The following is a 25,459-nucleotide window of genomic DNA, read 5'->3' as shown; positions in this document are numbered from 1 at the left end:
ACGGAATTTGTTTGGATGACCTCAATGGTAGGAAGGATACTCGAATTCCAGCGCGACCAGCAGGGCGGTGCGGTGGCCGTAGCGCTGGTCCAATCCTTCCAGCGCGCGGTCGAGCGCTTTGGCTGGCAAGGCCGCCACAGCGGTGGCCGGCAGCAGTTCCGGCGCATCGGCCGCGCCCTGCAAGCGATCCGGCAGGATGGTCAGGCCGGAGCGCGATTGCAGCGGTTCGGCGCTCGCGGCGACTGAGTAGACCTTGCTGCGCTTGGAGCGCGACCAGGCGTCGGCGGTGAAGGCCAACGTGATTTCATCCACGCCGGGTGCCACCAGTACGCCGATGTCGTCGCGGGAGTGGAACCATTGATTGGTGTAGCCGGTGATATAGGCGGTGAGGTTGGTGCCCAGCCGTGGACGGAAGATGTCGCTGTCGTGGGTGGTGCTCCAGTCGGCGACGCCGATCTGCTGCGCCACGTCGGTGGCACGCGCGGTGCCGGCGATGGCTTCCACCAGTGCCAGCGTGGTCGGCATGGCGGCGCTGACGCCGGCGCTGGAGATGACTTTACCGTCGGCGACGTAGCGGATATTGCTGACCCATTGCACGTCCTGGTAGTGCTCCTTGCGATAGGACTCGGTGGCCCAGTGGGCGGTGGCGCGTTTGCCCTTGAACAGGCCCGCGTTGGCGACGATCAGCGCGCCGTCGCAGATGCTGACGACGGTGGCGCCTTTCGCGCCTTGCGCGGCGACCCAGGCCACCAGCGTCGCATCGTCCGGCTTGACGACGGCCGGCACGATCACATAGTCGGCGCCTTGCGGGTAGCGCTGGTCGAATTCTGCGGTGGTGGCGTCGGGCTGGAGCTTCAGCGCCGGGCGCATGGACAGCGAGCCGGTTTGGGTGGCGACGCTCAATAGCTGCACCGCGCCGGAGCGGGCCAGCACGCCGTAGGGGATGACGAAATCGGTCAGCTCGGTGCCGCTGTTTTCGCCGACCACGGCGACCACCGGTTTGGCGCGGCCGAAGCGGTCCTGGTAGGTTGGGATTTCGCCGGCAGTGGCCAGTTGGCCGATCAGCAGGAAGAGGTAGATCAGTTTGCGCATTGGGACGGTCCTGTGTATGGTTTTACAAGGATTATCCGGGGCGCGGGCCGTGGCAGGATGACATAAGACAGTCAATTCCTGCCACGGCGGACTTGATTGCTACATCCAGAACTGCCAGGACAGGATGATGGCGTTGTACACGGCGTGCACCAGCATCGGGCCGAGCAGGGTCTTGCTGCGCTCATAGGTCCAGGCGGTGCACAGGCCAAGCACGAAGACCGGCAGCATAGAGACCGGCGGGTGTACGACGGCGAAGATGGCTGCGCTCATCAGCATGGCCGGCGCCGCCGGCATCGAGCGGCGCAAGCCGCCGTAGATCAGGCCACGGAAGATGAACTCCTCGAACAGGGGCGCCGCCAGCACGGCCAGCAACAGCAGCCAACCGCGCGGGCCGGTCGATGCGGTCATCTGCCTGGCGATCTCGGACCACAGCGAAGAGTGCTGGAGAACGACCAGGTAAGCCAGGCCGACGGCGCAGGCCACGGCGGCCGCCATGGCGCCGTAGCGCAGCGTCAGCCGCGTGTCGCCGCCGCGCAGGATGGCCGGTACGCCGGCGGTCTTGCTGCGCCAGTAGACGAAGCGCATCAGCACATAGACCAGCAGGCCGGATGTGACGAAAGCTATCGTCGCGGCTTTCAGCGTGGGCGTGGTTGTCGCCGTGTCCTTCATGATCCACAGCGTGGTCAGGCTCTGCAGGATGAAGAAGGCGGTGGCGGCGATCAGGCCGTCCGAGGTGGAGACGCGCGGCGGCGGCGCGGCGGCCGGGTCCAGCAGGTAGGGCAGGGCGTCGCGCGCCTTCTGCCACAGCGCCAGCGCCATCGATGCGACCAGCACCATCACCACCAGTTTTTGCGACCACACGCTGCTGTAGATCGACCAGGTGTAGAAACCGGCCAGCAGCATGTAGAGGTAGATGTAGGTCGGCCGCACGCGGGCGCGCACGTCGACCGCCAGTGGATCGCAGGCGAACACGCCCAGCGAGACGGCGATCAGCGAGTAGATCGGGATGCCGGCGAAGACCGTCAGCAGCAGCACCAGCATCGACCATTCGAAGTGCGTGGTGTACCAGGCGCTGATGCCGATGACGACCAGCGGGTAGAGCATCGTCAGCGTGCCCCACAGCTGGGCCTTTTCCTTCAACACGCTCTCGATCGAGCGCGGCACGGTGTACAGCAGCCACAGGACCTGGCCTTCGTTGTTCAGCGTCTGGAAGGCCGACAGCATCAGCACGTAGACGCCCATGCCGAAGGCGATGGCGGCGGTGGTGGTGTGGTGCTGGCCCAGTTCCGCGAAGCTGCTCAATTTGCCGTTGAAGATCATCTGGCTGATCACGATCACCACCGGCAGCACCAGCGTTTGCACCAGGAAGTTGCGGTCGCGGCTCAGCAGCCGCAGCTCGCGGCGCTTGATCGGCGACATGGCGCCGGACAGCCACGTGCGCAGGCCTCCACGCGCGGTGTCGCCGGCGACGGCCGGCTGTTTGCGCCGCACGCTTTCCCGCGAGCCGGCGTTGACGACGCCGTTGCGCAGCTGGTAGCGCATCAGCGCCACGCCGGCCCATATCAGCACCGCAGCCTGCACCAGCAGCAGGGCGATGGCCTGCACGGCTTGCGCCAGGCCGGGCGCCTGCATCGCTTGCAGTACCATGCCTGGCGGCGTCCAGCTGGCCCACGCGGGAAAGGCGCGTGCCCAGTCCATCACGAAGCCGCTGGCGCCCGGCATGCCGAGCGCCATGACGAAATACATCAGGGGCATGCTGAACAAGCCGGTGACGGCTTGCAGGTTGCGCAGCTGCGATGCAGGGAGCCACATGCGCAAGCCGGTGTCGGCCAGCGTATGCAGCAGCGCGGCCAGCGGCAGCAGCACGATCAGCGCCGCCAATGCGGCCAGCGGCGCGAACCAGCCCAGGCCCGAGTACCACGCAATGATGCCGAGCGGCGGCAGCAGCGCGAACATGCCTGTGAAGTTGGCGGCGCTGCGTTCCAGCAGGCGCCCCCACAAGAGCGTGGAGCGTTCGACCGGCATGGTGACCAGCCATTCCATGTCCCAGTCGGGTTGCGCCAGCTCCTTGCTGCCGAGGGGGAGCAGGACGGCGATCCCGCACAGCACCGTGATGACCATCGTCAGGCCGTGCGCCAGCTCGGGTTGGAACGGCGCCTGATGCAGCTCGGCCGCGGTCAGCTCCATGTTGTCGCGGCGTTCGCCGTCTTTCTCTACCACGTGGCAGGCGCTGTCGGCGACCAGGTGGCAGCCCATGTTGAGCACCACGTTGCGCGACAGGCCGACGAAGGAGAAGGCCATGAACAACACCATGACCACGGTCAGCACCCACATGCTGCTCGTCTTGGCGATGCCGTCGCGCGCCTTTTTCTGCTTTTTCTTCCCCCTGAATTTGCGGAACAGGTTATTGGCCACCATGTTGCGCTGGCGGGTCAGGCGCATTTTGGTCATCAGCCAGATGGCGCGCGCCTGCGATAGCGGCTGGGCCGCCTGCTGCGTCATTCCGCCTGCTCCTCTGCGGCTTCGTCGGTGATCTTCAGGAACACGTCTTCCAGCGAGCCGCTGGCCGAGGCTTCGGCGCGGATCTCGTCGAGCGTGCCGGTGGCCACCAGCTGGCCGTGGTGGATGATGCCGACGCGGTCGCACAGCTTTTCCGCCATGTCCAGCAAATGGGTGGAGACGAAGATGGTGACGCCGCGCGCGGCCGCCGCCAGCAGGCGCTCCTGCACGTCGCGCGAGGCGCGCGGATCGAGGCCGTTGATCGGCTCATCGAGGATCAGCACCGTCGGATCGTGGATCAGCGCGCAGGCCAGGCCGAGGCGCTTCTTCATGCCCAGCGAGTAGTTGACGGCGTAGTCTTCGGCCGCTTCTTCGAGGCCGAATTCGGCCAGCAGGCGCGCGCCGCGTTCGGTCGCCTCGGTGCGCGAGTAGCCGTGCATCTCGCCGACGAATTGCAGGATCTCGCGGCCGCGCAGGTAGTCGTAGAAGATGGGGGTGTCGGGCAGGTAGCCGACGCGCCGCTTGACTTCGGCCGGATCGGCGTGGCAATCGAGACCGTCGATCAGCACGTGGCCGGCGCTCGGCACCAGGATGCCCATCATCATGCGGATGGTGGTGGTTTTGCCGGCGCCGTTGGGGCCGAGGAAGCCGAACACTTCGCCGCGCCTGACGGTCAGGTTCAGGGGTTTGACGGCATTGAAGCCACCGTAGACTTTGGACAGTCCCTGGAATTCGATCATATGGTTCCCGACAATGTTATGAGATTTTCTACTGATCATAGCACTGCCGGGAGCCGCTGGGGAGGGGGCTTACGGTGTCGGGTAGAGGCTCATGCCGAAGCGTTCGGTGCGGGGATGCCAGTTGCCGGTGATGTCGGCGGAGGCCAGCACGCGCTCGGCGCGGCCGATCAGCAGGGCGCGCGGCACCAGGCCGATGTAGCGTGAGTCTTCGCTGTTGTCGCGGTTATCGCCCAACATCATGTACTGGCCGGCGGGTACGGTGACGGGCGCGAAATCGCGGCGGGCCTGCACCTGCGGCATCAGCTGGATGGAGTGGGCGCGGGCGTCGGCGATGGCTTCGCCGACGTGCAGCGCGGCGATATCGCCCAGGCCTTTGACGGATTCGGTGCCGCGGCTCAGGGCCGAGTAGCCGGCCTGCTGGCCGTTGATGATGAGCTGCTCGTTGCGCATCTCGACGCGGTCGCCCGGCAGCGCGATCACGCGCTTGATCAGGCGGGTGCCGTCCTTGGGCGAGGAGAAGGTGACGATGTCGCCGCGCTGCGGTTCGCCGGTGGTGCCGATGACGACGTCGGTCAGCGGCAGCTTGACGTTGTAGGCCAGGCGGTTGACGAACACCACGTCGCCTTCCAGCAGGTTGGGGTGCATGGAGGCGGAGGGAATCGGATTCCAGTCGGCGACGGCGGTGCGGAAGATCCCGAACAGCATCAGGAAGAGTAAGAAGCCTTTGTTGGCGCGTGCCCAGTTTTTCATTGTGGTTCCCAGAGTGGTATCGGTGGCTTAGTTTGTTGGCGGATTCTTAAACATGGCTTAGCGGCTGGCTTACTTCGGCGCAGGCCTAACTATCGCGGTGAAAATGGTGGCATTCTGGTCACATGAATACTACCTATCCCCAACACGCGCTGGCTGCGGTGACGCATGCCGATCCTTATCCATACTACGACGAATTGGCGTCACTGCAAGGGCTGCGTTTCGACGCCGGTCTCGGTCTGTGGATCGCCGCCAGCGCCGCCGATGTGATGGCGGTGATGCGGCATCCCGATTGTCGCGTGCGACCGCTGGCCGAGCCGGTGCCGGCGGCCATCGCCGGCGGCGCGGCGGGGCAGGTGTTCGGCGCGCTGGTGCGCATGAACGACGGCGAGCGGCATGCCGTGCCCAAGCTGGCCTTGCAGCGGGCGCTGGCCGGCGTGAGCGTGCAGGCGGCGCAACAGCGCGCGGCGCTGATCGCCCGGCGCTTGTGGCGCGACGATGGGCTGGCGTCGTGGATGTTCGAGGTGCCGGTGTCGGCGATGGCCAGCCTGCTGGGTTTTGCGGACCACCAGTTGCCGGCGGTGGCGGCGTGGATGGGCGAGTTCGTGGCCTGCCTGTCGCCGTACAGCGATGCGTCGCAGATCGGGCGCGCGCATGCGGCGGCGCTGGCGCTGCTGGACAGCTTCAAGGAATTGCTGCGCGATGCCGCATCGTCGGCCGCGGCGGACAGCCTGCTGTCGCAAGTGATCGCCGAGGCGCAGGCGGTGGGATGGAGCGAGTCGCATGGCTTGCTGGCCAATCTGGTCGGCCTGCTGTCGCAGACTTACGAGGCCACGGCTGGGCTGATCGGCAATAGCGTGCTGGCGCTGGCGCGTCAGCCGGAGGAGGAGCGTAGCGGCGGGCGGGATGCGGCCGCGCTGGTGCAGGCGGTCAGCCGCTTCGATCCGCCGATTCAGAATACGCGCCGTTTCGTGGCGAACGACTGCGAGATCGGCGGCGTGCCAGTGCTGGCGGGGCAAACGATATTGCTGGTGCTGGCGGCGGCCAATCGCGATCCGCGAGGGATGGGACGTGAATTCGGTTTTGGACATGGCGTCCACGCGTGCCCGGGGCAGGCGCTGGCCTGTGCGTTTGCCACCGGGGCGATGGCTGCGCTGATGGCCGAACTGGCGGGGCAGTCCGAATCGGATTTGCTGCGGACACTGAGCTGGACGTATCGTCGTTCGCCCAACGCCCGCCTGCCAGTCTTCAGCTAAATTGCTTGTATGGTTTCCAACTGGGACAATTTGTCTCGATGTATGGAAATTGCTTTTAAGTAGTATGCCTGCTTAGATAGTGTCGAGTAATAGCCTGGAAAGACTCAAAATGATGGAATGGATCCCTGTAGTCTTCGTTACGTTCAAGTTTCTCGTGCTCGGCACGGGCATGTTCTTCGCCATCAAGTGGCATTACGATCAAGGGAAGACGGCGAAGGAGACGCGCGCGGTGCTACGCGCGGGCGGCAAGGTGGCCGCAGCCTTCGTGCTGTCGCTGCTGGGCCTGGGACTCGTCACCTTCGTCCTTATCAGGATGCTCGGCATGGACTTGACCTTCCCTTGACTTGAACAAGCCCCTAGTGCGCCGCCTTCTGCACCAGCGCGCTGCCGGCGCCGTGGCGGTGGCCTTCGCTGACAGCGGTGATGGTGCCGTCCGGGTTGAACACCAGCGCGTTGGCGGCGCCGATTTCTTCCGGCTGGTTCCAGTGCTGGCCCGTCTTCTCCAGCGCCTTGGCCTGCGCGGTGCCGGCGAAGCCCGGCTCGACGTCGGTGGCGACGCCGTTGCGTTCTGACAGGCGCGGGGCGTTCAGCGCGTCCGGCATGCTCATGCCCAGGTCGACGTAGTTGAAGATGGTTTGCAGCACGGTGGTGATGATGGTGGCGCCGCCCGGACTGCCGATCGAGAACGCCGGCTTGCCGTTCTTGAAGGCCAGCGTCGGCGACATGCTGCTGCGCGGACGCTTGCCCGCCTCCGGCACGTTGGGCGCCGGACCGGAGAAGTCGAAGTCGGTCATCTCGTTGTTCAGCAGGAAGCCGTAGCCGGGCACCACGATGCCGCTGCCGCCCCAGGCTTCGATGGTGTAGGTGTAGGAGACGATGTTGCCGTCCTTGTCCGACACGGTCAGGTGGGTGGTGTGCGCGCCTTCGGCCAGCAGCTTGTTGGCGTTGGGGCGCAGCGGCACGCTGATGTCGTTCTGGAACGGATACGGATCGCCGGCCGGCGCCTGCACGCTGGCCTGGTTTGGATTGATCAGCTCGCGGCGGCGCGCGGCGTAGTCCTTGTTCAGCAGGCCGGCCACCGGCGCGTCGACGAATTCGGGATCGGCCAGGTAGGCGTTGCGGTCGGCGAAGGCCAGGCGGCTCGCTTCCAGGTACAGGTGTTCGGCCTTCTCCTTGGGCATGGCCTTGAGGTCGTAGCCTTCGAGGATGTTCAGCGCTTCGGCGATGGCGATGCCGCCGCTGCTCGGCAAGGGCATGCCGTATAAATCGTAGCCGCGATAGGTGCTGTGCACCGGCTGGCGCAGGCGCGCTTCGTAGTTGGCCAGGTCGGCCATCGTCATCTGGCCGGCGCGCACTTGCACGCCGCTGGCGACCTTGGGCTGGTTCACGGCGTCGACCACGGCGCGGCCGATCTTGCCTTCATAAAACGCCTTGACGCCGCCGGCCGCCAGTTCGCGGTAGGCCTTGGCCAGGCCCGGGTTGCGCAGGATGCTGCCGGGCTGGATGGCCTTGCCGTTTTTCAGGTAGAGCGCGGCGGTGTCGGGGAACATGCGGAACTTGGCCTCGCTGTCTTCGACCAGGTGGGTGAAGTTGGCGTTGACGGTGAAGCCGTCGCTGGCCACGGCGATGGCCGGCGCCAGCACCTGCTTGAACGACATCGAGCCGTAGCGGTCCAGCGCTTCGTGCCAGCCGCGCACGGTGCCGGGCACGCCGACCGCCATGCCGCTGGCGACCACGGTGTCGAAGTCCATGATCTTGCCGTCCTGCTGGAACACGGTGGGCGTGAAGTTGGCGGGCGCGGTTTCGCGGTGGTCGATGGTGATCACGCGCTTGTCCCTGGCCAGGTAGATCACCATGAAGCCGCCGCCGCCGATGCCGCAGCTGAACGGATCGGTCACGCCCAGCGTGGCGGCCGCGGCGACGGCGGCGTCGATGGCGTTGCCGCCCTGGTTGAGGATGGCCAGCGCCGCCTTGGACGCCGGTTCGCTGATGGTGGCGACGGCGCCGCCGCTGCCGGTGGCGACCGGGGTCTTGGCCCAGGCCGCCGGCGGCAGGATCAACGTCAGGATGATGGAGGAAACGAGAACGGTGCGGGCGGGGCGGTGGGCTTGAGTCATGTGTGCGCTGGGTCCGGGTTAGGATGAAGGTGCGTTGCTCACCCTCAAGCTTACCCGATAATCCGGCGCGGCTTCATTCTTGGCAGGGACCGCCTGCGGCTCGACGCCGGTCAGCGTGAAGGTCAGGCCGTTTTGCGTGACGCTGGCGCTGGCGTTCGGCATGCTGTCGGACAGCACGAAGTTGCTGGTCGTGCCGTCGGGCGCGGTCAGCGCGAAGCTGTAGCTGATGTAGCCGGCCCAGACGCAGACGGCGCCGGTGCGGCAGCGGCTGTCGTTGACGCGCTCCAGCTTGAGGCTGGGCGCGCTGGCGGTGGCGCCGCTGACGCCGGGCGTGGCGGCCGGCGCGATGGCCACGCTGGCGCCCTGGGTCAGCACGTAGGTCTGCGAGAACGCCGGCGGCGCGGCGGCGGCGCGGTTGATGGCGGACGCGGAACCGCAGGCGTGCAGCAGGGCCAGCATGGCCACCAGCAGCGGCAGGATGATCAACTGCCTTAATAATGTAGATTTCATAAATACCTCTTCCCTCGAAGTAGACGGCAAGCTTAGCAAAAAGATCATGTCGGCGGCGCACGAACCGCAGCTTTACAGCGCTGGGTCAAACTATGTGCCGTAGAATGGGGGCCCTGAATCACATTGACTGAACAAAATGAAAAAGACCGGCATGGCGAAAAGCGACGCTAAAAAATTAATGGGCCAGATGTCCGCCCCTGGCGCCGCCAGCTTCGGCAAGGTGGCCGAGGTGGTCGACAAGCGGGAGCAGCGCAAGCGCGATCAGGCTTTGGGGCTGGTGCCGTTCGCGGTCAAGCTGAACGGCGACTTGGTGCAGCAGTTGCATGCCAAGGCGAAAGAACGTGACGTCGACCTGAATCAGCTGGTCGGTGAGCTGCTGGCGCAAGGCCTGGCAGCGTAATTACTGGTGGAAAAAGAAAAAGCCCCAAGCGGGGCTTTTTTTATGGCTGGGCCCGGTCGCTTACACGTGAATTACACGTAGGCGGCCAGCGAGCCTTTCATTTTTTTCAGCGCGGCCACTTCGATCTGGCGGATGCGCTCGGCCGAGACGCCGAATTCCTCCGCCAGCGTGTGCAGCGTGGCGCCGGAGCCGTCGTCGTTGGCCAGCCAGCGGCTTTCGACGATGCGGCGCGAACGGGCGTCGAGCTTGCCCAGCGCTTCTTCCAGGCCTTCCGATTGCAGGCGGGTCACCTGTTCGGCTTCCAGCACGCGGGTCGGCTCGCTCGCTTCCGACGACAGGTAGGCGATCGGCGCGAACTTGTCGTCTTCGTCGTCGGTCGGCGATTCCAGCGCGATGTCGCGGCCGCTCAGGCGGGTTTCCATCTCGATCACTTCTTCGCGCTTGACGTCCAGCAATTTGGCCAGGCTGTCGATCTGGGTCGGCGTCATCGCGTCCAGGCCGGTCTTGTGGCTGCGCAGGTTGAAGAACAGCTTGCGCTGTGCTTTCGTGGTCGCCACTTTGACCAGGCGCCAGTTTTTCAGGATGTACTCGTGCATCTCGGCCTTGATCCAGTGCATCGCGTACGACACCAGGCGCACGCCCTGGTCCGGGTCGAAGCGCTTGACCGCCTTCATCAGGCCGATATTGCCTTCCTGGATCAGGTCGGCGTGCGGCAGGCCGTAGCCCAGGTAGCCGCGGGCGATCGACACCACCAGGCGCAGGTGCGACAGCACCAGTTCCTGGGCGGCGCCGAGGTCGTTCTTTTCCTTGAGGCGCTTGGCCAGCGAGATTTCATCGTCGTGCGTCAGCATCGGCAGGCGATTGACGGCCGAAATGTAGGCGTCCAGGTTGCCCAGGTTGCCAGTGAACCCGAGTCCCAGGGCGCTATTGGTCGCAGGTACCAAGGCAGTCGGTGCGGACATCATAGTCATATTCATTCCTTCGCTCGATGATAGTGCTTATTCTTAATGTTGCTTGATGCTGTAGAGAACTGTTTTGCTCTTCAGTTCACGTATATTAGCACTCTCCTTCGTTGAGTGCCAATCACCCGATATTAATTGCTTCGATAGCAAAAGGCTATGAGGTTTTTCAGCATCATGATGGTCTTTGATCAAGCATGCGCGTTGGAGCTTAGGCAGGACTTAATGCTAAGCGGGCAGGGAGGGGCGCTTCCGTGCGCGGACGCACGGAAGGCTGGTGGATCAGTTCAGGCGGGACAGGTGGCGCTGCACGGACAGCAGCGCGCCGACCAGGCCGAGGCCGGCCGACAGGGCCAGCAGGCCGGCCATGGCCAGCGGCGGCAGCGGCGCCAGCTGGAATTCGGAGGCGTACAATCTTGCGAATTCGGCAATCGCGATGTTCAGCGGCTGCAGCGCCAGCGACACCGCGCCCAGCGCCACGCCGCCGGCGCACAGGCCCAGCAGCGCGCCGGTGTAATAGAAGGGGCGGTGGATGAAGCTGTCGGTGGCGCCGATCAGCTTGGAGACCAGGATTTCCTCGCGCTGGGTCATCACCTGCAGGCGGATGGTGTTGAAGATCACCGCGATCACCACCGTGCCCAGCGTGGCCGCCAGCAGCAGCAGCGCCAGGCGCAGCACGTTGAGCAGCGCCGCCAGCCGCTTGACCCAGGCCGAGTCGACTTGCACCGTGTCGACGCCGGGCAGGGCGCGGATCTGCTCGGCCAGCTGGTCGACGTCGCCGCCGGCCTGGGCGTTGCGGAAGGCGTCCAGCTTCAGCACGTAGCTGTCCGGCAGCGGGTTGTCGCCCAGGGTGGTCAACACGTCGGCCAGGCCGCTCTTGTCCTTCAGCTGGTCGAGCGCCTTTTCGCGCGGGGTGAAGATGATCTTGGCCTGCTTGTCGCGGACGGTCTGGCGCAGCGATACGGCCAGCGCCTCGGCCTGCTCGCGCGGGGTGTCGAGCGTGAGGAAGACGCTGATCTCGGGATCGACTGACAGCTGCTCGGACATGGGGCGCACGTTGTCGAGTAGGGTGACGCCGGTGAACGGCAAGGCCAGCGCGATCGCCACCACTAATATGTTGAACAAAAAGCCGCCCGGCGAGCGGCGCAGGTGGACCAGCGCCGCGGCCAGCGCGTAGCGGTGTTGACGGAACCAGAGCGTCATGCCTGCACCTCCAGTTGACCTTGCTTGAGGTGGATGACGCGCGCGGCCGCATCGAGCATCTGCTCGTCGTGGCTGGAAATCAGGCAGGTGACGCCGACCGAGTGGAAGGCCTTGAGCGCGTCCAGTACTTTATTGGCGCTGGCGCGGTCCAGGTTGGCGGTCGGCTCGTCGGCCAGGATCACTTGCGGGCGGTTGACGATGGCGCGCGCGATCGACACCCGCTGCTGCTCGCCGCCGGACAGGGCCAGCGGCTGGGCGTCGGCGCGTTCCAGCAGGCCGACCTTGTCGAGGGCGGCGCGGGCGCGCTGCTCGGCCTGGGCGCGCGAGGCGCCCGTCACCAGCAGCGGCAGCATGACGTTGGCCAGGATGGAGCGGTCGGTCAGCAGCCGTTGCTGCTGGAAGATCAGGCCCAGGTTGCGCCGCAAAAACGGCACGGCGGCCGGCTTGATGCGGGCGATGTCCTGGCCGTTGACGATTACCTGGCCGGCGCTGGGACGCTCGACGGCGGCGATCATTTTCAGCAGGGTGGACTTGCCGGCGCCTGAGGGGCCGGCCAGGAACACCAGTTCGCCCTTGGCCACCGTGAACGAGACGTCGCGCAGCGCCGTCGCGTCGGGGGAATATTGTTTCGAGACGTTGCGGAATTCGATCATGGAGGGCTTATCGGTGGGGTTAGCCCAGCAGGGCTTCGACAAATTCGGCGGCGACGAAGGGCTGCAAGTCTTCGATCTTTTCGCCGATGCCGATGAAGTACACCGGCACCGGGCGTACCCGGGCGATGGCGGCCAGCACGCCGCCCTTGGCCGTGCCGTCCAGCTTGGTGATGACCAGGCCGGTCAGCTTGAGGGCGTCGTCGAAGGCCTTGACCTGGGCCAGCGCGTTCTGGCCGGTGTTGCCGTCGATCACCAGCAGGGTTTCGTGCGGCGCGCCTTCCATGCCCTTGCCGATGACGCGCTGGACTTTCTTCAGCTCTTCCATCAGGTGCAGCTGGGTCGGCAGGCGGCCGGCGGTGTCGATCATCACCACGTCCAGGCCCTTGGCCTTGCCGGACTGCACGGCGTCGAAGGAGACGGCGGCCGGGTCGCCCGAGGCTTGCGAGATCACGGTGATGTTGTTGCGCTGGCCCCAGACCATCAGCTGCTCGCGGGCGGCGGCGCGGAAGGTGTCGCCGGCGGCCAGCAGCACCGACTGGCCGTGGGTCTGCATGTGTTTGGCCAGCTTGCCGATGGTGGTGGTCTTGCCGGCGCCGTTGACGCCGGAGATCATCATCACGGTCGGCTGGTGGCGGCCCAGCTCGAACGGGCGCTGCAGCGGCGTCAGCAGCTCGATCAGCAGCTGCTTCAGCGCGGCCTTGACGGCGGCGGCGTCGAGCAGCTTGTCGTCCTTGACCTTTTGCTTGAGCGCGTCCAGCAGGTACTGGGTGGCGTCGACGCCGGCGTCGGACATCAGCAGGGCCGCTTCCAGTTCCTCGTACAGCTCGTCGTCGATCTTGGCGCCGACGAACAGGATGGACAGGTTGTTCGAAGTCTTGGACAGGCCGGCCTTCAGGCGCGACATCCACGACAGTTTCGGCGCCGGTTCTTCGATCGGCAGCAGGTCGGGCAGCGGCGCGGCAAAGGCGGGCGTGGCGGCGGTTGGGGTGGGGGCCGGTGCCGGGGTTTTGACCTCAGGCACTTCCGGGGCGACGGGTTTTTTCTTGAAGAAACTAAACATGGACATGTGGTTGGGGGGCGCTTCAAGCTGATGGCCGGCAGCGCCGGACACGGGGAAATGCGGCTATTTTACCAGAGCGCGGCGCGGCCGCCCGGCCATGCTACCGGAATGACAACGTTTCAGCCGGCGGCGGGGACGTTGCGCTGGCGCCATTCGGCGATGGCGGCGCTGATGTCGGACAGGGCGTAGACCCGCACGTAAGGCGGGCGGCGCCGCTTGAAGGCGGCGTTGCCGCCGCCGGCCCACAGCGCGACGCCGCCGTTCAGGCGGGTGTGCAGTTCGGCCAGCGCGTCGAGCGCCTGGCGCGCGTTCATGGCGACCGAGAACGACAGGGCGATGATGTCGATCCGCTGCACGCGCGCCGCCTCGACGATGTCGGGCAGCGGCGTCTGCACGCCCAGCGAGATGCAGTGCGCGCCCTCGGCCACGCACATCGCTTCGGCCATCAGCAGGCCCAGGCCATGACGCTCCTGCGGCAGGGTGGTCAGCATGATGCGCGGCGCGCCCAGGTTGCTGGCGTTGGCCTGCGGCATGGCGAAGATCGCGCTGCGCATGACCACCGTCAGGGACTCGGTATATAAGTGTTCTTCGAAGGTGGCCAGGGCGCCGCTGGCCCAGGCTTCGCCGATGAGCGCGGTCAGCGGCGCCACCAGCTCGATCACGAAGCTTTTCAGGCCCATCATCAGCAATGCCTGCGACAGCTTGCGGCGCAGCGCTTCCATCTGGTGGCTCTTGCACAGGTCCAGGTAGCCTTGCAGCGCCGGCGGCGTGGCCGTGGCGCCGTGCTGTCCGCCGCTGGCCTGGCCGGTCAGCGCCTGCAGCTCGGGGGTGGTGTACTGGATGACCTTGCCCGGACGGTAGCCCAGGTCGATCAGGCGCTTGACCAGGCGCAGCTTGTGGACTTGCTCGATCGGGTAGACCCGTTCGCCGTTCGGGTCGCGCAGCGGCTGCGGGAAGTCGTAGCGCCGTTCCCACACGCGCAGGGTTTCCTTGGCGACGCCGGTGTCGCGCTCGACGTCGCTGATCGTGCTGGGAACTGTTTGTGAGGAAACTTTAATAGTCATCAGGCATAAGCGGCCGCCATTTATTTGACAGTCGCGAGGGTTGGCACGGGGTCCAGGTGCACAGTGCGCGAACAGGCCAGGCCAGGAGCACGCGACCTGCATTTTACATTCGATTTGCGCCCGAAAGTATGGTGCGCGCTATCGGGTTTTGCCGCGTTTTCGCTATGAAAAAGTGCTTGTCCACGACACACAGTTGACATACAGAACTAATGAACTGAATACGGGCTTTCCCCTTGATTTGTCTTGGACAAGATATTTTGCAACGATGTGAAAAATATCCTGATATCTGTTGCTGCCAGTGACATTTCGACGCCGGACCGTTACCGCGGGGGCTATTTTGTGCGCCAGATCAAGTGCGACGGGCCGCCGCGCACCATGCATGGGATTCATGCAGATGCTGCGCGATTCAGACACCATTCCATCGTATTTTGCAAGACTTGTCGCTCGGCCTGTCTCTAATGCGCAACACGTAGCAATTTCTTACAAATTGCTGATGCAGTGCAATACCTTGCGCGGCTGACAAAATTTCCTACACTAATAAAGGGCTATCACTATGAGCAAAGTTGGTCCCGAGGCCATTTTGCCGACATAAACTGCCAAACAAAGTCCTGAGTTGTAAGCTTATTACCATTGAGTCGGGGCGAACGACGGGGTGCTTCAGTATAAAATGGCGTCAGAAATAGCAAAGTGGCTATTTTTACTTGGTCCGACAACGATGTAGTCACGCATGCCTAGCGCTTGCATTTGTCACTCGGGCAGCCCGCATAACGGGGTGCTGCAATGGATGCATCGGGCGGAATTACCGGGCTAGTTTTGGCTTACTCGGCAGGAAATATTGCGATGCGGTAAAATGCTGTTGTTTTGAAAACGGGCGGGGGTAAAGGCAGGCAAGATGAACGCTTTTACACTTGATCGACAAGCAAAGCATCAGTATAGTGCCGCCTCTGGCGCATTTTGCGCTGCGATAAAGCCGGCGTCGATTAAATCGGCCGCAACTTAAGTGAACGCGTCCCGCAGCCGGGACCGCATAGTGGCAGCTGGGGAGTTTGCCCTCACGCATAGACGGCGCTGCAGAAGGCGCCGATAAGCACCGAACACGCCGCAATACTAGCTTTACCTTTTTACAGCAACACAACTGAAGGAAACACGTAATGAAAAAATCCCTTATCGCCATGTCCGTCCTGGGCGCAATGAGCTCGGCAGCATTTGCACAATCGAACGTCACGATCTACGGTATCGTCGATGCCGGTATCGTCAGCGAGCGCGGCGGCGTTGCCAACACCACCAAAGTAACCAGCGGCGTAGGCTCGGCCTCCCGTCTGGGTTTCAAAGGTACGGAAGATCTGGGCGGTGGTCTGAGCGCTGTCTTCGTGCTGGAATCGGGCGTTAAAGTTGACACCGGTGAGTCCGATGTTGCTGGTTCGATCGCTAACCGTCAGTCGTACGTTGGTCTGAAATCGACCACCGCCGGCCAGCTGACCCTGGGCCGTCAGTACACCCCTTACTACGAAACCCTGCGTGACGTGGCTGACCCGTTCGCACTGGGCTACGCTGGTACCGCCAAGAACCTGTTCGGCGTGGCTGGCAACAACACCCGCAACAGCAACGCTATCGTGTACCAGTCGCCATCGATCGAAGGCTTCCAGGGCGAAGTGTCCTACTCGGTAGGCGAGCAAGCTGGCGACGCATCTGCACAACGCCAAATCGGCGCATGGGCTGGCTACTCGAACGGTCCTCTGAACGTTCGCGTTGCTTACAATGCACGCAACAACGACACCGTGGCTCCTAAACTGAGCACCGACATCGGCCGCAACACCCTGATCGCTGCTAACTACGACTTCGTCGTTGTTAAAGCTTTCGCTGCTTACAGCAAAGACAAGGGCACCAACAGCTCGGCTCTGGCTAACACCAGCAACCCGTTCGGCTACACCGTCGCTCCTACCGCTTCGAAAGACAGCAGCGTTGCTCTGATCGGCGCTACCGCTCCTATCGGTCCTAACGGCACCCTGATGGCTTCGTACACCCGCAAGAACGACAAAGAAGTCGCTAACCACGATGCAGATCAGTGGGCAGTTGGCTACTCGTACGCTCTGTCGAAGCGCACCAGCACCTACGTTGCTTACGCTAAGATCAAGAACAAGAACGGCGCTAGCTACACCGTTGGTAACAACACCGAAGCTGGTTCGGGCGACAAAGCCTTCAACATCGGCATGCGTCACTCCTTCTAATCTGATTTAATCAGTTAGAATCCACAACGGCTGCCTGGTGCAGCCGTTGTTCATTTCTGAAAGCCGTTACCATGACGACCTCCCGACGCGCCGTGCTAGCCGGCGCCATTTTGCTGGCTTCCTGCGCGGTGTTTGCCGCGCCCAAGCTGGCGCGCAAGCCGGTTCCGGCGGGCACCTTGCCGCGCTATGGCATGGTGGTGTACTCGGACTTGTGCATCCACATGGACAGCGGCGAGTTCGGCGGACAGCGCATCACGCTGCAACGGTTTTCAGAAGTGGATACGGTGCTGTATGAATACACGGCCGGCGGACTGAGCTGGCCGGTGGTGGCCAGCGACGTCACCATCGACCCGCGCGGCAAGCAGCTGTACTTCACGGTGCAGCCGCCGGACGAGGACGAGCGCACCATCAGCGGCAAGCTGGCCGACGGCGGCAAGACGCTGGTGCTGGACGGCGGCTACTGCGGCGACGCGGCGGTGCCGATGCGGCTGTCGCTGGTGACCGATTTCGGCCGCAAGGCGAGTGCCTGCCGCGCCTGTCCGGCGCCCAAGCAGAAGAAAGAACTGGAAGAAGAAGCGCCGGCGCCGATGATCGAGGCCGGCAAGACCACCACCGCCGGCCTCTGAGCCGGCGGTTTTCATTGGGGTCAAGTCTGACATTCGGACACGGGCCCGGCCGTACAGACGTGTACTGTAGAGGTCGTGTCCGAATGTCAGACTTGACCCCCGGTGTTTATTTCGCGGCCTTGGTGGCCTGCGCGTTCTTGCGGATGGTGTCCAGCGTGGCGCCCGGCGTGATCAGGTTGCCGTCGTAGCGCAGCTCGATCACGGCCGGCAGCTGCTCGCTGTTGGCGTAGGCCAGCGCGCGCTCCAGCGCCGGCGCGAAGTCCGCCGTCGCTTCCACCACCTCGCCATGGCCGCCATAGGCCACCGCCAGCGCGGCGAAGTCCGGGTTGTGCAGCTGGGTGCCGGACACGCGGCCAGGGTAGTGCAGCTCCTGGTGCATGCGGATGGTGCCGAACATGCCGTTGTTGAACACGATGATGACCACGCCCGCGCGGTACTGCACGGCGGTGGCCAGCTCCTGGCCGTTCATCATGTACTCGCCGTCGCCGGCGAAGGTGATCACGGTGCGCGCCGGGGCTATGATCTTGGCGGCCACGCCGGCCGGCACGCTGTAGCCCATGGCGCCGCTGGTCGGCGCCAGCTGCGTGCGCATGCCGCCGTAGCTGTGGAAGCGGTGCGCCCAGGTGGCGTAGTTGCCGGCGCCGTTGGTGATGATGGTGTCGTGCGGCGCGATCTGGTCGATCTGCTGCACCACCTGCCACAGGTCCAGCGGCGCGCTGCCGTCCTGGAAGATCGGCGGCTGGCGCTGCCAGGCGGCCAGGTCGGCGCGGGCTTCGGCCACCGTGCCTTGCCAGGCGCTGGAGTCGACCGGCGCCATCGCGGCCAGCATCGCCGTCATCTGCGGCATGCCGCTGTTGATCATCAGTTCAGCCTGGTAGACGCTGCCCAGTTCCTCGGCGTCGGCGTGCACGTGGATCAGGCGCTGGCTAGGGACCGGCGCGGCGATCAGCGCGTAGCCGCCGGTGGTCATCTCGCCCAGGCGCGGGCCGATGGCCAGGATCACGTCGGCTTCGCGCACGCGCGCGGCCAGCTTGGGATTGATGCCGATGCCGACGTCGCCGACGTAGTTCGGGTGGGCGTTGTCGAGCAGGTCCTGGAAGCGGAACGCGCACGACACCGGCAGATGGTTGGCTTCGGCGAAGGCTTGCAGGTCGGCGCAGGCTTGCGCGTTCCAGCCGCCGCCGCCCAGCAGTACCAGCGGCTTCTTGGCGCCGGCCAGCAGCGCGCGCACCTGGGCTATCTGCGCGGCCGACGGCGAGGCTTGCACCGGCTGGTAGCAGCGGGTGTCGGCCACGCTGGCGACGGCGGTCAGCATGTCTTCCGGCAGCGCCAGCACCACCGGGCCGGGACGGCCGCTGGTGGCGATCTGGAAGGCGCGGGCGATGTATTCCGGCACGCGGTCGGCGCGGTCGATCTGCGCCACCCATTTGGCCATCTGGCCGTACATGCGGCGGTAGTCGATCTCCTGAAACGCCTCGCGGTCGACGAAGTCGTTGCCGACCTGGCCGATGAACAGGATCATCGGGGTCGAGTCCTGGAACGCCGTGTGCACGCCGATCGAGGCGTTGGTGGCGCCCGGGCCGCGGGTGACGAAGCAGATGCCGGGCTTGCCGGTCATCTTGCCGTAGGCGTCGGCCATGAAGGCGGCGCCGCCTTCCTGGCGGTTGATGATGAAGCGGATGTCGGAGTCGTGCAGCGCGTCGAGCACGTCCAGATAGCTTTCGCCGGGTACGCCGAAAGCGGTGTCCACGCCGTGGATCTTCAGGGCGTCGACCAGGATCTGGCCGCCGGTGCGGGATGGTTGCGTCATGTCTGGCCTTATGGGTATAGGTATCCTGCATTCTACGGCTGGGCATAGCGGCCGGCTTTTCTAATGGCGACACCAAATTTCAGAATTAGGGGGCCGGGCTGTTACAATAGCGATTGAAGCAAGCCAGACAGCCGCTGGCCAGTGCGTAATGCCTGGCGGGAGGAAGGTCCGGACTCCATAGAGCGGGGTGACGGTTAACGGCCGTCCGCTGAAAGCCGCAAGCGCAAGCCCAAGGTATAAGGCGAGGAATAGGGCCACAGAGACGAGCGTATTAAGTTACGGTGAAACGCGGTAACCTCCACCTGGTGCAATTCCAAATAGGCACGCGATGATGCTGCTCGCGGAGCGTGCGGGTAGGAAGCTTGAGCGCTGGAGTAATCCAGCGCCTAGAGGAATGGCTGTCATAGCGCAGGTTCGCCTGCGCCGTAACAAAATCCGGCCTATCGGCTTGCTTCAACTAATAACGATGTTCGCGGCTGCCGCGGGACCGACGCGCACGCCGCGGCGCTCCCGGGGACTTTGCCGATGAAAAAATACATACTGGCCTTGGATCAAGGCACCACCAGCTCGCGCGCCATCCTGTTCGACCATCAGGGTCATATCTGCGGCAGCGCGGCGCAGGAATTTCCACAGCATTTCCCGCAGCCCGGCTGGGTCGAACACGACCCCAACGAGATCTGGAACAGCCAGCTCACCGTGGCGCGCAAGGTCTTGCACGACAACCATGTCGACGGCAGCCAGATCCTGGCGATCGGCATCGCCAACCAGCGCGAGACCACCGTGGTGTGGGACCGCAAGAGCGGTGAGCCGATCGCGCCGGCCATCGTCTGGCAGGACCGCCGCACTGCCGATTACTGCGAAGCGCTGCGCGCCGACGGCAAGGCCAAAAAAATCACCTCGATCACAGGCCTGGAGCTGGACGCCTATTTTTCCGCCACCAAGCTCAAATGGCTGCTCGATCACGTGCCGGGCGCGCGCGAGCGGGCGCGCCACGGCGCGCTGGCCTTCGGCACCATCGACAGCTGGCTGACCTACAAGCTGACCGGGCGTCATGTGACGGACGTCAGCAACGCCTCGCGCACCATGCTGTTCAACATACACCTGATGCGCTGGGATCACGATCTGCTGCAGCTGTTCGATATTCCGGAAGAGATGCTGCCGCAGGTGGTGTCGTCCAGCGAGGAGGTGGGCCATACCAAGGCCGCGCTGTTCGGCGCCGAGATCCCGGTGGCCGGCATCGCCGGCGACCAGCAGGCCGCCACCTTCGGCCAGGCTTGCCACAAGCCGGGCATGGTCAAGAATACCTACGGCACCGGCTGCTTCATGCTGATGCACCTGGGGCGGCATGCGGTGGCTTCGCACAACCGGCTGCTGACCACGGTCGGCTGGCGGGTCGACGGCGCCACCGATTATCTGCTGGAGGGCAGCGTCTTCATGGGCGGGGCCACGGTGCAGTGGCTGCGCGATGGGCTGGGCATCATCCAGCAATCGGGCGAGGTCGAGGCGCTGGCCGCCAGCGTGCCCGATAGCGGCGGCGTGTTCATGGTGCCGGCCTTTGTCGGCTTGGGCGCGCCGCATTGGGATCCGTATGCGCGCGGGGCGCTGGTTGGCTTGAGCCGGGGCAGCAACCGTGGCCACATCGCCCGCGCGGCGCTGGAGGCGATCGCCTATCAAAGCGCGGAGCTGATGGCGGCCATGCAGAAGGATGCCGCCATTCCGTTGACCGAGGTGCGCGCCGACGGCGGCGCGGCCCGCAACGATCTGCTGATGCAGTTCCAGGCCGACCTGCTGGGCGTGCCGGTGGTGCGGCCCAAGGTGACCGAGACCACGGCGCTGGGCGCGGCTTATCTGGCCGGGCTGGCGGTGGGCTTCTGGGAGACGCAGGAAGAAATCGCCGCGCAGTGGTCGTGCGAGCGGCGCTTCGAGCCAACCATGTCGGCCGAACGCCGCGCCGAGTTGCTGGCGCAGTGGGGCCGCGCGGTCGAGCGCTCGCGCGGCTGGGAAGTGGCGCGGTAGCTTACTGAAACCTACTGAATTTTGCTTCCGGTTACTGAGTTAGACAGCGGCAGCCCAAGGAAGTCCAATTCAGTAGAATTCAGTAAAAAATTCAGTAGGTTTGCTAGAAGGAGACGGCAGGTACACCCGGTGTGTGTATTCTCACGGCATGGTTCCAGTGTGCGCAAGGATAAGGTAATATTGTTTGTCTTGTCACCTAAGCAACTGGAGCAGCGATGCAAAACGTCGAGTTGAATGCGATTGAAATCCTGTTCGATGAACTGAGCGATGTCGCCTTTTTCGTCAAGGACCGCGATGGCCGCTACCTGGCCGCCAACCGCACGCTGGTGCGCCGCTGCGGCCTGCGCACCAAGCAGGAAATCGTCGGCAAGACCGTGCTGGAAGTGCATCCGCGCCACCTGGCGCAGAACTACATGGCGCAGGACCGCGAAGTGATCGAGGCCGGCCACACCATCAGCAAGCACCTCGAACTGCACCTCTATCCCAACCGCCGCCACGGCTGGTGCCTGACCCACAAGACCCCGCTGCGCAACGACGCCGGCGCCATCGTCGGCCTGGTCGGCACCTCGCACGACCTCGGGCTGGCCGACGACCACCACCCGGTGTACCGCCAGATCGCCAGCATCGCCCAGCACATCCGCGACAACTACAAGGAACCCCTGTGCCTGAACCAGCTGGCGCAGGAAGCCGGCCTGCCGCTGGCGCGCGTGGAGCGGCTGTTCCAGCGCGTGTTCCACTACAGCCCGCGCCAGCTGCTGCTGCAGTCGCGGCTCAACGGCGCGCTGGCGCTGATCGAGGCCGACCAGACCCGCAGCATCGCCGACATCGCCAACGATTGCGGCTATTCCGACCACAGCGCCTTCAGCCGCCAGTTCAAGGCGCTGACCGGCATGACGCCGGTGCAGTACCGCGCCCAACACCACGGCGCGCGCGCGCAGGCGGCGCCGGCCGTGTCCTTGTGGCAGGAACTGGGCGCCTGAAGCCCGCAGAGTGTGGTTTTTCGGTGGCGGCGCTGTGCCGTTCCCGCACCCCCGGCTGTTTAAATAGACCGAACCGCCCGCACGCCTGCGGTGCGCGCAATGGCCTGCAAACTTGTCAAGCTAGTATTTCCTTGCCGCGCAACCCCTGCGGCAAAGACCAATAACTATTCTTGAAGAAAAGAGGCAGACATGTCGTTATCGAGGAACATCCTGTATCTAGGCGGCCTATGCGTGGCCAGCCTGACCATTACCGCCCATGCCGATCAAAGCGTCAATCCGGCCGCGGACCAGCACGGCCGGCTGAAGCAGGCGCCCATGCCGCACGAGCGTCAAAGCTTGCCGCCGTCGGTGGAGCAGTCGAAGTACCAGCTGGCGCCGACCACCAAGCCGCGCTACGACCTGTTGCCGCGCCAGCAGCGCAACAGCCTGACGCCGCTGAGCACCACGCCGGACTGCCAAGACATGAACAAGCTGGCCGGCTACAGCGGCGCCGCGCTGGCCGACTACCTGGTCAACCTGCCGGACTACGAATGCACCTACGGCCTGTTCTCGCTGACGGCGGCGCAGGGCGCGACGGTCTACTCGGCCGCCAACTTCAACGCCATCGCCAGCCGCCTCACGCAGGAGGCCGGCAGCTACAACGCCAGCGACATGAAGCTGGTCAACCTGGTGCTGTACCTGCGCGCCGGCTACTACCTGGCCGAAGGCGGCACCATCGCCCAGCCGGCGCAGTCGCTGAAGACCGCGCTGCGCACGCCGATCAAGCAGCTGGCCGAAGGCACGGCGCTGTACGTGCCCAACGCGGCGGCCACCACCACCGCCGGCGAAACGCTGCGCCTGATCACCAATATGCATGACGAACCGTTCTACCTGCCCAGCATGAAGGCGCTGGTGCAGCGCTACACCAACACCCCGTCCAACCCGAACGCGGTGCAGGGCCTGCGCAACGCCAGCGCCAGCGGCGGCTTCACGTCGGCGCTGACGGTGTTCTTCTACTCCCACTTCCGCCCGGAGGGCCCGCCGCTGCTGCAAAACGACCTGTCGTATGCGACCGCGCTGAATGCCTTCGTCACCTCCAACAAGGCGACGCTGCTGGGCGACTACTACGGCTACCAGCTTAACGACGCCACCAACGAGGCGTTCCGCTTCATGCAGTACCCGGCGCTGAAGGCCGGCGTCAAGCCGATGGTGCAAGCCATGCTGGCCAGCTCCAGCATGACCGGCGCCGACAGCGACCTGTGGCTGGCCGCCGCCAGCGCCGTCAAGTACTACGACAACGCCAACTGCGCCGAATACGGCACCTGCGACTACGTCACCACGCTGGCCAACGCCGTGCTCAAGTACAGCAAGGACTGCAGCCCGACGCTGCACATCCGCGCCCAGGACATGACGCCGGCGCAGATGCAGGACAGCTGCGACAAGCTGGCGGTGGAGGAGAGTTATGTGCACGAGATGTTGAAGACCAACCGCACGCCGGTGGCCAACGACAACAACACCTCGCTGGAACTGGTGGTGTTCGACGACTACACCAACTACAGCAAGTACGCCTCCATCATCTACGGCATCGACACCAACAACGGCGGCATGTACCTGGAAGGCGAGCCGGACGTGCCGGGCAACCAGGCCCGCTTCATCGCCCACGAAGCCTCGTGGCTGCGTCCGACCTTCCAGGTGTGGAACCTGGAGCACGAGTTCGTCCACTACCTGGACGGCCGCTTCGACATGCTGGGTGATTTCGCCCAGGCCACCTCGGTGCCGACCGTGTGGTGGATCGAGGGTATCGCCGAGTACATGTCGCTGAAGAATAACAACCAGGTGGCGATCGACATCGCCAAGACCGGCACCTACCGCCTGAGCCAGATCTTCGGCAACACCTACGGCATGAACGACTATGTGACCCGGGCCTATCGCTGGGGCTACATGGCGACCCGCTTCATGATCGAGAAGCACCGCGCCGACGTCGACGCCGTGCTGGGCAACTTCCGCGTCGGCGCCTACAGCACCTACCAGGACTTCATGGGCCGCATCGGCACCAGCTACGACGCCGAGTTCGCCGACTGGGTCAACAACGCCACCACCGCCGGCCAGCCGCCGCTGCCGGAGCCACAACTGCCGCGCTGCTCCTCGCTGACCTACCTGGGCAAGAACTGCGGCATCACCGGCCAGGCCTCGACCAGCCAGGGCTATCTGTTCCTGATGGTGCCGGCCGGCGCCAAGAACGTCAAGGTGTACAGCCGCGGCGGCAGCGGCGACGTCGACCTGTACATGGCGCTGGACCGCTATCCGACCGTGGCCTCGTACGACATGGTGTCGGCCACCGCCGGCAACGCGGAAAACCTGTACCTGCCCAATCCGGTGGCCGGCCACTGGTACTACATCATGCTGAAGGCTAAAACCAGCTACAGCGGCGTGACGGTGTACGCGACCTACGAATAATTCTTGATTAAGAAGCACTTAAAACGGCAGCCGCACGGCTGCCGTTTTTTGTTTTGCGCCGGCGGATTTCGTATAATACGGGCTGGCGGCGCAAGCCTGATTTGTCTATACAAGTTGGGCGGTGCCGCGGTAATGTCCCACAACGCACCCAGGTTTCCCCATCCGCTTAATTGCGCCACCGGCGCGACTTGCCGCAAGAAATCCCCTCCGTCCACACATTCCCGGCCCCGCCCAGACCTTGTCTATTCACTACCGCAATGTTGGTGTCTTGCAACTATATGCATTTAATTCAATTATTTTATTCGGTCATTTTCCCCTTTTTAGTGCACTTAAACACATGTGCATAGATGAGGTAGCACATTCACACTGTGACATAAGTACTTAATTTGCCTGACTATTTTATTTCTACCCGGCTTCAAGGAATCGCGCTAAGTCCTTAATTTCATTACTAAAATCGCTGTTTCGTTTGCCTGAAAGCGCTTGACCACTATTCTTGCTTCCTCTAAAGTGGGCATCTGTGTGAAAAAGTGTCTTTTTGTGGGAAATTTCACCCGACTTAGCGGCGGGGGAAATGAAAACCGGAAAACGCCGATCATGCTCCGCTAACCCTACTGAGGTCAAAAGGTAATCCCGTGTTTCAAGGCGCGTCCGCAATCAATCTCGATGCCAAAGGCAGGATGTCTATCCCCGCCAAGCACCGTGACGCGCTCTCGATCCAGTGCGAAGGCCGCCTCACGCTGACCCGCCATCCCGATGGCTGCGTCATGCTGTTTCCCCGCCCCGTGTGGGAACAACACCGTCAACAGATCGCCCAATGGCCGATGCAGGCCCGCGCCTGGCAGCGCATTTTCCTCGGCTACGCCACCGACGTCGAGATGGACACGGCCGGCCGCATCCTGATTTCCCCCGAGCTGCGCAACGCCGTCGGCCTGGAGCGCGAAGTCATGATGACGGGCATGGGTTCACATTTTGAAATCTGGGATGCCGCCAAGATGGCGGAAAAAGAGCAGCAGGCGATCGACGCCGGCACCCCCGATGTACTCGCCAATTTCTCCTTCTAAGG

The 25,459-nt window shown here is 64.2% G+C and carries 21 protein-coding genes and 1 other RNA gene; 10 read left to right on the top strand and 12 right to left on the bottom strand.

The features are described 5' to 3' along the window. Positions 1-21: 21 nt before the first annotated feature. The 4 genes from D0T21_RS24575 to lepB form a co-directional block, all read right to left on the bottom strand. A complete protein-coding gene (locus tag D0T21_RS24575) occupies positions 22-1,092 on the bottom strand; it encodes a DJ-1/PfpI family protein (RefSeq protein ID WP_116992431.1) in 1,071 nt (356 codons plus the stop codon). A gap of 99 nt (positions 1,093-1,191) precedes the next feature. After that, positions 1,192-3,594 carry a CPBP family intramembrane glutamic endopeptidase gene (locus D0T21_RS24570; protein ID WP_116992432.1) on the bottom strand — a complete coding sequence of 801 codons (2,403 nt, stop codon included), beginning with the start codon at positions 3,592-3,594 and terminating at the stop codon, positions 1,192-1,194. After that, positions 3,591-4,331, bottom strand: a complete 741-nt coding sequence (locus D0T21_RS24565; protein ID WP_116992433.1) for an ABC transporter ATP-binding protein — start codon at positions 4,329-4,331, stop codon at positions 3,591-3,593. The genes D0T21_RS24570 and D0T21_RS24565 overlap by 4 nt, the downstream gene beginning before the upstream one ends. Positions 4,332-4,400: 69 nt before the next feature. Beyond that, on the bottom strand, positions 4,401-5,081 hold the full coding sequence (lepB, locus tag D0T21_RS24560; protein ID WP_116992434.1) for a signal peptidase I: 681 nt from the start codon (positions 5,079-5,081) through the stop codon (positions 4,401-4,403). A 122-nt stretch (positions 5,082-5,203) separates the two neighbouring features. Between lepB and D0T21_RS24555 the strand changes: the two genes are divergently transcribed. Together D0T21_RS24555 and D0T21_RS24550 are read left to right on the top strand one after the other, a co-directional pair. After that, complete coding sequence (locus tag D0T21_RS24555) at positions 5,204-6,334, top strand: cytochrome P450 (RefSeq protein WP_116992435.1); 1,131 nt, start codon at positions 5,204-5,206, stop codon at positions 6,332-6,334. A gap of 109 nt (positions 6,335-6,443) precedes the next feature. After that, on the top strand, positions 6,444-6,677 hold the full coding sequence (locus tag D0T21_RS24550) for a hypothetical protein (protein WP_116992436.1): 234 nt from the start codon (positions 6,444-6,446) through the stop codon (positions 6,675-6,677). A 13-nt stretch (positions 6,678-6,690) separates the two neighbouring features. Here D0T21_RS24550 and ggt read toward each other — a convergent pair whose 3' ends face one another. Together ggt and D0T21_RS24540 are read right to left on the bottom strand one after the other, a co-directional pair. Continuing rightward, positions 6,691-8,451, bottom strand: a complete 1,761-nt coding sequence (gene ggt / locus D0T21_RS24545) for a gamma-glutamyltransferase (protein WP_116992437.1) — start codon at positions 8,449-8,451, stop codon at positions 6,691-6,693. An 18-nt stretch (positions 8,452-8,469) separates the two neighbouring features. Further along, positions 8,470-8,961 carry a hypothetical protein gene (locus D0T21_RS24540; protein ID WP_116992438.1) on the bottom strand — a complete coding sequence of 164 codons (492 nt, stop codon included), beginning with the start codon at positions 8,959-8,961 and terminating at the stop codon, positions 8,470-8,472. A gap of 136 nt (positions 8,962-9,097) precedes the next feature. On the opposite strand from D0T21_RS24540, the gene D0T21_RS24535 reads away from it, so the two are divergent. Then, positions 9,098-9,361 carry a hypothetical protein gene (locus tag D0T21_RS24535; RefSeq protein ID WP_116992439.1) on the top strand — a complete coding sequence of 88 codons (264 nt, stop codon included), beginning with the start codon at positions 9,098-9,100 and terminating at the stop codon, positions 9,359-9,361. A gap of 71 nt (positions 9,362-9,432) precedes the next feature. Here the strand turns inward: D0T21_RS24535 and rpoH are convergent, their stop codons facing one another. The 5 genes from rpoH to D0T21_RS24510 all read right to left on the bottom strand — a co-directional run bounded on the left by rpoH (position 9,433) and on the right by D0T21_RS24510 (position 14,300). Beyond that, on the bottom strand, positions 9,433-10,332 hold the full coding sequence (rpoH, locus tag D0T21_RS24530; protein WP_199538567.1) for an RNA polymerase sigma factor RpoH: 900 nt from the start codon (positions 10,330-10,332) through the stop codon (positions 9,433-9,435). Between the two features lie 270 nt (positions 10,333-10,602). Continuing rightward, entirely contained in the window at positions 10,603-11,523 is a 921-nt protein-coding gene (gene ftsX / locus D0T21_RS24525) for a permease-like cell division protein FtsX (RefSeq protein ID WP_116992441.1), read from the bottom strand. Further along, positions 11,520-12,176: a cell division ATP-binding protein FtsE gene (locus D0T21_RS24520; protein ID WP_116992442.1), complete on the bottom strand. Its 657-nt coding sequence runs from the start codon at positions 12,174-12,176 to the stop codon at positions 11,520-11,522. The genes ftsX and D0T21_RS24520 overlap by 4 nt, the downstream gene beginning before the upstream one ends. Positions 12,177-12,195: 19 nt before the next feature. Next, positions 12,196-13,236 (bottom strand): signal recognition particle-docking protein FtsY, encoded by a 1,041-nt coding sequence (gene ftsY, locus D0T21_RS24515; protein ID WP_116992541.1) that lies wholly within the window; start codon positions 13,234-13,236, stop codon positions 12,196-12,198. A gap of 119 nt (positions 13,237-13,355) precedes the next feature. Continuing rightward, positions 13,356-14,300, bottom strand: coding sequence for a MerR family transcriptional regulator (locus D0T21_RS24510; protein ID WP_116992443.1), 945 nt, complete (start codon positions 14,298-14,300; stop codon positions 13,356-13,358). A 1,151-nt stretch (positions 14,301-15,451) separates the two neighbouring features. Between D0T21_RS24510 and D0T21_RS24505 the strand changes: the two genes are divergently transcribed. Next, on the top strand, positions 15,452-16,528 hold the full coding sequence (locus tag D0T21_RS24505; RefSeq protein WP_116992444.1) for a porin: 1,077 nt from the start codon (positions 15,452-15,454) through the stop codon (positions 16,526-16,528). Positions 16,529-16,599: 71 nt separating this feature from the next. Further along, positions 16,600-17,154 (top strand): hypothetical protein, encoded by a 555-nt coding sequence (locus D0T21_RS24500; protein ID WP_116992445.1) that lies wholly within the window; start codon positions 16,600-16,602, stop codon positions 17,152-17,154. Between the two features lie 106 nt (positions 17,155-17,260). Here D0T21_RS24500 and D0T21_RS24495 read toward each other — a convergent pair whose 3' ends face one another. Then, a complete protein-coding gene (locus D0T21_RS24495; protein ID WP_116992446.1) occupies positions 17,261-18,964 on the bottom strand; it encodes a thiamine pyrophosphate-binding protein in 1,704 nt (567 codons plus the stop codon). 115 nt (positions 18,965-19,079) lie between these two features. Between D0T21_RS24495 and rnpB the strand changes: the two genes are divergently transcribed. The 5 genes from rnpB (at position 19,080) to mraZ (ending at position 25,457) form a co-directional block, all read left to right on the top strand. After that, positions 19,080-19,423: RNase P RNA component class A (gene rnpB / locus D0T21_RS24490), an RNA gene on the top strand. 66 nt (positions 19,424-19,489) lie between these two features. Further along, positions 19,490-20,980, top strand: a complete 1,491-nt coding sequence (glpK, locus tag D0T21_RS24485) for a glycerol kinase GlpK (protein ID WP_116992447.1) — start codon at positions 19,490-19,492, stop codon at positions 20,978-20,980. Between the two features lie 215 nt (positions 20,981-21,195). After that, entirely contained in the window at positions 21,196-21,960 is a 765-nt protein-coding gene (locus D0T21_RS24480; RefSeq protein WP_116992448.1) for an AraC family transcriptional regulator, read from the top strand. Positions 21,961-22,149: 189 nt separating this feature from the next. Beyond that, the gene (locus tag D0T21_RS24475) at positions 22,150-24,396 is read left to right on the top strand and encodes a M9 family metallopeptidase (protein ID WP_116994554.1); all 2,247 of its coding nucleotides are present in this window, start codon (positions 22,150-22,152) and stop codon (positions 24,394-24,396) included. A gap of 632 nt (positions 24,397-25,028) precedes the next feature. Further along, positions 25,029-25,457: a division/cell wall cluster transcriptional repressor MraZ gene (mraZ, locus tag D0T21_RS24470; protein WP_116992450.1), complete on the top strand. Its 429-nt coding sequence runs from the start codon at positions 25,029-25,031 to the stop codon at positions 25,455-25,457. The last annotated feature ends 2 nt before the right edge of the window (positions 25,458-25,459 follow it).

It is taken from the genome of Duganella sp. BJB476 (assembly GCF_003416895.1).
Taxonomy (GTDB): domain Bacteria; phylum Pseudomonadota; class Gammaproteobacteria; order Burkholderiales; family Burkholderiaceae_D; genus Rugamonas.
The sequence above is the reverse complement of the archived record's forward strand: the minus strand, read 5'-3'. Positions and strand labels throughout refer to the sequence as shown.